Below are 6283 nucleotides of genomic sequence, written 5' to 3' on the forward strand. Positions count from 1 at the left end.
TTTTTGCCTTTTTAGGCGTTCTTTTCTCTCAAAATTCCTTTGTTCCTGAAATATTCAACAGTTGCCTCTATTTGCCCAACCATCTTTTGAGGATAGTTATTCCTTTCATCACGAGCCTTTGCCTCATCTTTAGCATACTTTGTTTCTATAAACAACCGCCAGTCATCAGTATCTTCTGCTTCATCCTGAGGAAACAAGATACATTCACATTGCTGTGAAAAGCACCCCTTCTTTATTGGTAGAGCATTTTCGGGGAACTTATCACAGAATACAGATAGCATACTAGGATTCAGCAACCTTACAGCAGCTCTTTCCACATCATAATCAGTAAAAGAAATGCCACCATTGTTCTCATCCTTCCAGTCTGCTACATAGAGCACCTTACCCTGAAGAGAATCAAGATAATCCTTATGTTCTGGCAATACACCCAATAGTTTCTCTATCATGATTTTGCAATTTTAATATAAGGCAACATCAGATAATAATCATCCAATATATCATTCATCACATCATTGAAATAATGCTTACCTATCGTATTAGTCCTACCATCCTTGATATCAACAAGACAGCCATCAGAAATCTGCCAAACACTCACAAACTCCGGTAAGATTGCAGCATCCTTGCAATCCAACTCCGTTTTAAGTTCTTCTGGCAATTCAGCTTGTACCTGCCCTAATATCATGCTATTGTTGAAAGCATGAAGAATATAAGGGCTATGAGTAGTAACCACCAAGCGGTGTTTCCTTCCATGATTGATGGTCTTCAGCAAGTAATACACCAAATCACGCTGGGTTGTAGGGAATAAATTCTGCTCAGGCTCCTCTATGACAAACTGCGTATGTGTATAAATTTTACCATTTACAATACCTGCCAATCTTTCCTTCAAGCTATTATTGTCACTCGACAAATCCTTCCCTACTTCATCAAGCAAATGTCTGATCTTCTCTATTTCCTCAAAGGAATACGGTTTGTTTTCCTGATAGATTCCCTTAGCCAACCAATCTATCAGAGTAAGCAAAGGAACTATACTCTGCAATCCACTTGAAGCAGCCTCCAAGGCAACTACCCCACCTTCTGGAAGAGCCACCATGTTAGAGACACCATCTTGAGAGTAGAAGTCCATACCCAAATTGAGAAGAGTGAGTTTATGAGAAGTAGAATACTTTTTCCTTGCTTCTTGCCAACTTAGCAGGAAATCCATCAAGTTATCGTCATTCTCGGCATATTTTTGCAGATTAGGAACCACAGAAACGAAATTTCGTTCTGCAGGAATATAGATAACTTTCGGATTAACCACCTTAGAAGCAGGGTATAAAAAAAACTCCTTTTCTGAAAAATGCTGACTATCAACAATTTCCCATCCAGAATACGGCATCGGCTCTTCAGCTGGCCAATTATAGGCATAAGCGAGATTTTCACCAAGATAGCAAATAACAGAGTCCTCACGAAAATATGACTGAATATGATGATAAGTCTGTAAACGACGATATGCCTCTTTTCCTTCTCCAAAGAACACATCATCCTTGTTCACAGTTTTTTCCAGCCATAAGCAGAAACTTACAATCTTTGCGATTGTACTCTTTCCACTACTTTGCTCGCCAATGAAGACATTGACTTTATTCAGTTCAATATCCACATTCTTTATAGGTCCTATATTTCTTATGATCAGTCTTGCCATATTTATAATCCTTTATTGAATTGCAAATATACCCTTTTTCTTCGAAACTACCAAGAAAAAAGCAAGAATTCTGCAAGTCATCAGCAAAATCTCCCGAAATCTGCAAAATCCCAAACCGAACAGGTCAAAATCTGCGTCATCTGCGAATTGATAATCGGCGGCCGAAGGGAAAGCCAAATCTGTGTGACCCTACTCTCAATGACCGCATAGGTCGAAAAGCCTTAATCAATATTAAAAGATTCCCCCTTCTGCACGATTCTCCTTCATTTTGCCATATATTTGCACTCAGAAAGTAAAACGTTAATAATGATAAGCTTTATGGCACAGACATCAGAAACCATCCGAAAGGATAACCGGCAGAAAGCCCTGCAGGAAGAGGACGAAGTAACTGCAAGAGCAAAAGCAGCATTCGCAGAAATTAGGGCTATGGCAGAAAGAGGTGAATTTCCAGAAATGACTCTCGATGAAATCAATGAAGAAATCAGAGAGGTCAGACGACTAAGGAAAGAGCGCAACCATTCATAATGGCTAAATAAAAAGCCTCTCTCTTTGGGCAAGAGAGAGGCTTAGTAAGACTTTATGGAGTTCTCCTTGGAAGGAGAAAACTAGGTGGTTCGAAGAATTTCACTCCCATCGTAAGTATCCGCTCAACGCTGTAATGGTGATATACGATGTAAAGAAGTGGTTGAAAGAAGTAAACTTCCACATTTAAACGTTTATCTTCGTTCCCAATCCGTAAGCCAATCAACTTACAGATAGGGAATTATTGCTTATAAGTTTTTAATCAAGAATTCTATAAATTCATCCTTGACATTAGAGATTTCTCCCTTGTCATAGATTGTAAGAAGAGTTACATTTCTTACGAACGCCACCACCAAGGTCATCTCCAACAAGAGGATTTTTATAAATTTCATCTAACCAAGCATCATAGTCAGACTTCAATGAATGATATTTTTTAGCCAAACGTTTAAACTGTCTTTTAAACTCAGAGCCATATTCAACATGTATTTTCATGTCAATCTTCCATTTCTAAATCTTTTAATAAATCCCTTGCATCTGGTAGTTTTCTTCCTTCCAACTTAGCAAGTTTCACTTCCTGCAAAGCTCTTGTCAAACTTTCCTTCACAAAAGCTTGCTGCTTCTGTGTCTTTGTCAAGACAGGCTCTTTTACAACTGTAGTTGACACAACACCACGAAGCATATTAATAGCCTTACGAATGTTTTGCAGAGACTGGTTAGTATCTACCGTTACTAATATCTGTTTCATAATCTTCTCCTTTAAAACGTTTTACTGAATTAGGTTGCAAAAATACATTTTTCCCCTCACACCGCCAAACTTCTTGCATTATTTTAAGTTAAAGGTCTTTTTTCAGTCCATAAAAGTACTACTTCTTGTATTCAGACAACCACTTGTAGTCGATTTCTTCATCACTACAATACTTACGCAGGTTTCGCCCTCTACGGTTCTGGTTAAAGTCCTGCATCATCTTTTCGAAGTATTCCTTTGTTTCTATAATTCTGATTTTTAAGAATTCGGATGCAAAGGTAGTCGCATCTTTCCATTATATCAAATTGATAATTATTCACCAGCCAATTTAATTAAAGAGGAAGTTTAATCTTTACATTTTTTGAGCGTTCCATCATACGATGGATTGCATCTTGTGCTCCTTCAGGAATCACAGTTGTGGCAGTATTTCTACTACTCTCTGCAATCTCTATAAAGCGCTCTGCAACATCACCAGTCAATACTGGAATTGTTTTAATAGCTATTGCCATAATCTTATCTCCTATTATTTAGTTTATACAACTTGCCGCCAAAATTACGCTTTTTTCTCGAAACCACCAAGAAAAAAGAAAGAATTCTGCAAGTCATCAGCCAAATCTCCCGAAATCTGCGAAATCCCAGACCGGACAGGTCAAGATCTGCGAAATCTGCGAAATCTGCGTGACCTTCATCCAACCGCATAGACAAAAAAAATCTGTGGAAATCCGTGATATCTGTGGGAACCTCATTCAAAATTGCCAAGTGTGGCGAACTTATCCAAAGGCTCCGTACAGACTACTTTATCCAATTTTCAACAACAATACCGTTAAGTCTTCCTATATGCTTAACGTTTTCTGTAACCATAACCATATTATTTACAATAGCAGTAGTGCCAATGATAATGTCTGCATCTTCAATAAGCTGACCTTTTTTACGGAGAAAAGCCTTTTGAACTGCAAATTCATTCCAGACATTTGCAGCTGGTAGTATTGTTACATACTGGCAAAACACAGATACTGCTTTTATATTCTCAGACGGTCTATCGCTACACTGAGCACCATAAAGTAATTCGCCTAAAGTCATCTCAGAGATAAAGAAATGTTCTAGTCCTATTTCTGCAATTTTAGCAGCTACACTTCGTTTACCCCTCATAAAATAGACACAAATATTAGTATCCAACAAGTAGTTCATATCACCCAAACTTAACAGGTTCTGACTTTGACATTTTACTTTCGTTGATATTTGCTATAATATCTTCTGCCGACTGTTCGCCAACCCAAGAACCACAACAACGTTCTACCATTTCTTTAGTTCTATCTGCTGGCGTTTTTATTTCCTCTGCATTTGCTATCGACATGGAAAGTAAAGCAATAACCTCTATCTTATCTTCCTTACTCAACTTTTCGAGTTCATGCCAATGAGGAACCTTACTTGCAAGCCTATTACTTAAAGCAACCATATTCATAATCTTCTCCTTTTAAACGTTCAACTTTGCCACAAAAATACGCTTTTTCCTCGAAACCACCAAGAAAAAAGAAAGAAATCTGCAAGTTATCTGCAAATTACCCCAAATCTGCGAAATCCCAAGACCGAATAGGTCTATATTTGTGAAATCTGCGCCATCTGCGTGACAAAGCCTTAATCTTTTTTAAAAGATTCGCCCTTCTGCACGATTCTCCTTCATATTGCCATATATTTGCACTCAGAAAGTAAAACGTTAATAATGATAAGCTTATGGTACAGACATCAGAAACCATCCGAAAGGACAATCCACAGAAAGCCTAGCTGGAAGAGGACGAAGTAACTGCAAGAGCAAAAGCAGCATTCAAAGAAATTAGGGCAATTATATCCCCAAAAAGAGGTTTCATTACCAAATGTTAATATATTTAGGATATACTCCCGTGCGCTCCTTATATTCCTCACAAAGGCTCTTAGTAATTTCTGCTACACGAGCCTTTTTACGTTCTTTTGCCGCCATAAATCTTTTCATAGCAGCTTCACGTTTTTCCCAAAAATCCTTATCCAATGTATCCATAATAGTTTTCCATTAAAATCTTTAATTGAATTCTGCCGCCAAAGTTATGCTTTTTTCTCTAAACCACCAAGAAAAAAACAAAAATTCTGCAAGTTATCAGCGAAATACCCGAAATCTGCGAAATCCCAAACCGAGCAGGTCAAAATCTGGGTCATCTGCGAAATCTGCGTGACCTTTATCTCAAGACCGAATAGGTCGAAAATCTTGATTAATTTCTATATTTTCAAATCTCATCTTTTTGATATTAGATTGCAATGTTGCTTGGTCCACAAATCTTTAAAACTCCGGTTCTTGTCAAACTTCTGATAATACAAATGGCGCATAGTGTTAATACGTTTTTCAATTTGAAGTTAACTTCTTCAAATCATAATACATGAGGCGCGTATGCAACGACTTGGTCATGTCATAACCAAGATTCTCAGCTTCTTGCTGTTCCGTCGAAAACAAAAACAAGAATTCATTCTTTTGATAAAAATCCAATGGAACCATACAGTTATAGGCATCAACTATCAAAAAACGACATCCTGTTTTATTATCTTCATCGACAAACCAAGATTTTATGAAATCCAATAATTCTGACCCTATACCTTGATGACGAAAGTCAACATTAATTCCAAGCCTTCCTATAAGTACAGCAGGATACCTACGCATTCGTTTCTCTCTAGGAATATCATGAGACAGTTTACGACCACGACTATTAGGTATGACATCTACTCTAATACTATCATTAGACAAAGTAAACATACAAACAATGGTTTTAGGATCATCATCCAGCACAAAGCAATAAGTTTTACCAAGCAATTCTGCTTTATAACGCATTGCATCGTGTAGAAAGAAATCATCCAAATCCTCATCTCCACAAGTAAAAGGATGGCAAGTTGAAAGAATCTCGTCATCCATCTTTTTAAGTTTACACTTATCTAATAAAAATCCCATGATTACATTCCTGCTTTTTTTAATATAGCACGAGCTATAGCTATTTTCTCAGAAAAATCAACACGCTCTTTACTTTTCATTACCTCATCAGCATTATTGATAAAGCGCATAGCTTCATCACCATGAAGAGTTGGAATAACCTTTATATCTATTGCCATAATCTTATCTCCTATTATTTAGTTTATTAACTTGCCACAAAAATACGCTTTTTCTTCGAAACCACCAAGAATAAAGCAAGAATTCTGCAAGTCATCAGCAAAATCTCCCGAAATCTGCGAAATCCCCAGACCGGACAGGTCAAGATCTGCGTCATCTGCGAAATCTGCGTGCCCCTATTCCCAAGACCGCATAGATCAAAAAAAACTGTGGG

The 6283-nt window shown here is 37.5% G+C and carries 11 protein-coding genes; 1 reads left to right on the plus strand and 10 read right to left on the minus strand.

From position 1 onward, the window contains the following. Nucleotides 1-11 precede the first annotated feature (11 nt). The gene (locus tag DW657_RS14880; protein WP_118313234.1) at nt 12-446 is read right to left on the minus strand and encodes a hypothetical protein; all 435 of its coding nucleotides are present in this window, start codon (nt 444-446) and stop codon (nt 12-14) included. Further along, nucleotides 443-1678: an AAA family ATPase gene (locus tag DW657_RS14885; RefSeq protein WP_118313235.1), complete on the minus strand. Its 1236-nt coding sequence runs from the start codon at nt 1676-1678 to the stop codon at nt 443-445. The genes DW657_RS14880 and DW657_RS14885 overlap by 4 nt, the downstream gene beginning before the upstream one ends. 318 nt (nt 1679-1996) lie before the next feature. On the opposite strand from DW657_RS14885, the gene DW657_RS14890 reads away from it, so the two are divergent. Continuing rightward, the gene (locus DW657_RS14890) at nt 1997-2203 is read left to right on the plus strand and encodes a hypothetical protein (protein ID WP_147381968.1); all 207 of its coding nucleotides are present in this window, start codon (nt 1997-1999) and stop codon (nt 2201-2203) included. A 306-nt stretch (nt 2204-2509) separates the two neighbouring features. On the opposite strand, the gene DW657_RS14895 is transcribed toward DW657_RS14890, so the two are convergent. The 8 genes from DW657_RS14895 to DW657_RS18210 all read right to left on the minus strand — a co-directional run bounded on the left by DW657_RS14895 (nt 2510) and on the right by DW657_RS18210 (nt 6071). Further along, the gene (locus DW657_RS14895) at nt 2510-2692 is read right to left on the minus strand and encodes a hypothetical protein (RefSeq protein ID WP_367400150.1); all 183 of its coding nucleotides are present in this window, start codon (nt 2690-2692) and stop codon (nt 2510-2512) included. Between the two features lies 1 nt (nt 2693). After that, nucleotides 2694-2945 (minus strand): hypothetical protein, encoded by a 252-nt coding sequence (locus DW657_RS14900; RefSeq protein WP_118313237.1) that lies wholly within the window; start codon nt 2943-2945, stop codon nt 2694-2696. Nucleotides 2946-3277: 332 nt separating this feature from the next. Further along, nucleotides 3278-3454 (minus strand): hypothetical protein, encoded by a 177-nt coding sequence (locus DW657_RS17935; RefSeq protein WP_158577399.1) that lies wholly within the window; start codon nt 3452-3454, stop codon nt 3278-3280. A gap of 283 nt (nt 3455-3737) precedes the next feature. Continuing rightward, nucleotides 3738-4133 carry a type II toxin-antitoxin system VapC family toxin gene (locus DW657_RS14910; RefSeq protein ID WP_118313239.1) on the minus strand — a complete coding sequence of 132 codons (396 nt, stop codon included), beginning with the start codon at nt 4131-4133 and terminating at the stop codon, nt 3738-3740. Nucleotide 4134: 1 nt separating this feature from the next. Then, nucleotides 4135-4407 carry a hypothetical protein gene (locus tag DW657_RS14915; protein ID WP_118313240.1) on the minus strand — a complete coding sequence of 91 codons (273 nt, stop codon included), beginning with the start codon at nt 4405-4407 and terminating at the stop codon, nt 4135-4137. Nucleotides 4408-4809: 402 nt separating this feature from the next. Next, on the minus strand, nt 4810-4977 hold the full coding sequence (locus DW657_RS18205) for a hypothetical protein (protein ID WP_176425457.1): 168 nt from the start codon (nt 4975-4977) through the stop codon (nt 4810-4812). Nucleotides 4978-5316: 339 nt separating this feature from the next. Next, nucleotides 5317-5877, minus strand: coding sequence for a GNAT family N-acetyltransferase (locus tag DW657_RS14920; RefSeq protein WP_233547116.1), 561 nt, complete (start codon nt 5875-5877; stop codon nt 5317-5319). Nucleotides 5878-5915: 38 nt separating this feature from the next. Continuing rightward, nucleotides 5916-6071 carry a hypothetical protein gene (locus DW657_RS18210; RefSeq protein ID WP_176425456.1) on the minus strand — a complete coding sequence of 52 codons (156 nt, stop codon included), beginning with the start codon at nt 6069-6071 and terminating at the stop codon, nt 5916-5918. Nucleotides 6072-6283: the final 212 nt, after the last annotated feature.

Origin of the sequence: Prevotella sp. AM23-5 (assembly GCF_003473645.1) — a bacterium.
Taxonomy (GTDB): Bacteria; Bacteroidota; Bacteroidia; order Bacteroidales; family Bacteroidaceae; genus Prevotella; species Prevotella copri_A.

Coding starts and splice junctions, on each gene's coding strand:
- DW657_RS14880 (WP_118313234.1), bottom strand. CDS start 446: ATGATAGAGAAACTATTGGGTGTATTGCCAGAACATAAGGATTATCTT.
- DW657_RS14885 (WP_118313235.1), bottom strand. CDS start 1,678: ATGGCAAGACTGATCATAAGAAATATAGGACCTATAAAGAATGTGGAT.
- DW657_RS14890 (WP_147381968.1), top strand. CDS start 1,997: ATGGCACAGACATCAGAAACCATCCGAAAGGATAACCGGCAGAAAGCC.
- DW657_RS14895 (WP_367400150.1), bottom strand. CDS start 2,692: ATGAAAATACATGTTGAATATGGCTCTGAGTTTAAAAGACAGTTTAAA.
- DW657_RS14900 (WP_118313237.1), bottom strand. CDS start 2,945: ATGAAACAGATATTAGTAACGGTAGATACTAACCAGTCTCTGCAAAAC.
- DW657_RS17935 (WP_158577399.1), bottom strand. CDS start 3,454: ATGGCAATAGCTATTAAAACAATTCCAGTATTGACTGGTGATGTTGCA.
- DW657_RS14910 (WP_118313239.1), bottom strand. CDS start 4,133: ATGAACTACTTGTTGGATACTAATATTTGTGTCTATTTTATGAGGGGT.
- DW657_RS14915 (WP_118313240.1), bottom strand. CDS start 4,407: ATGAATATGGTTGCTTTAAGTAATAGGCTTGCAAGTAAGGTTCCTCAT.
- DW657_RS18205 (WP_176425457.1), bottom strand. CDS start 4,977: ATGGATACATTGGATAAGGATTTTTGGGAAAAACGTGAAGCTGCTATG.
- DW657_RS14920 (WP_233547116.1), bottom strand. CDS start 5,877: ATGGATGACGAGATTCTTTCAACTTGCCATCCTTTTACTTGTGGAGAT.
- DW657_RS18210 (WP_176425456.1), bottom strand. CDS start 6,071: ATGGCAATAGATATAAAGGTTATTCCAACTCTTCATGGTGATGAAGCT.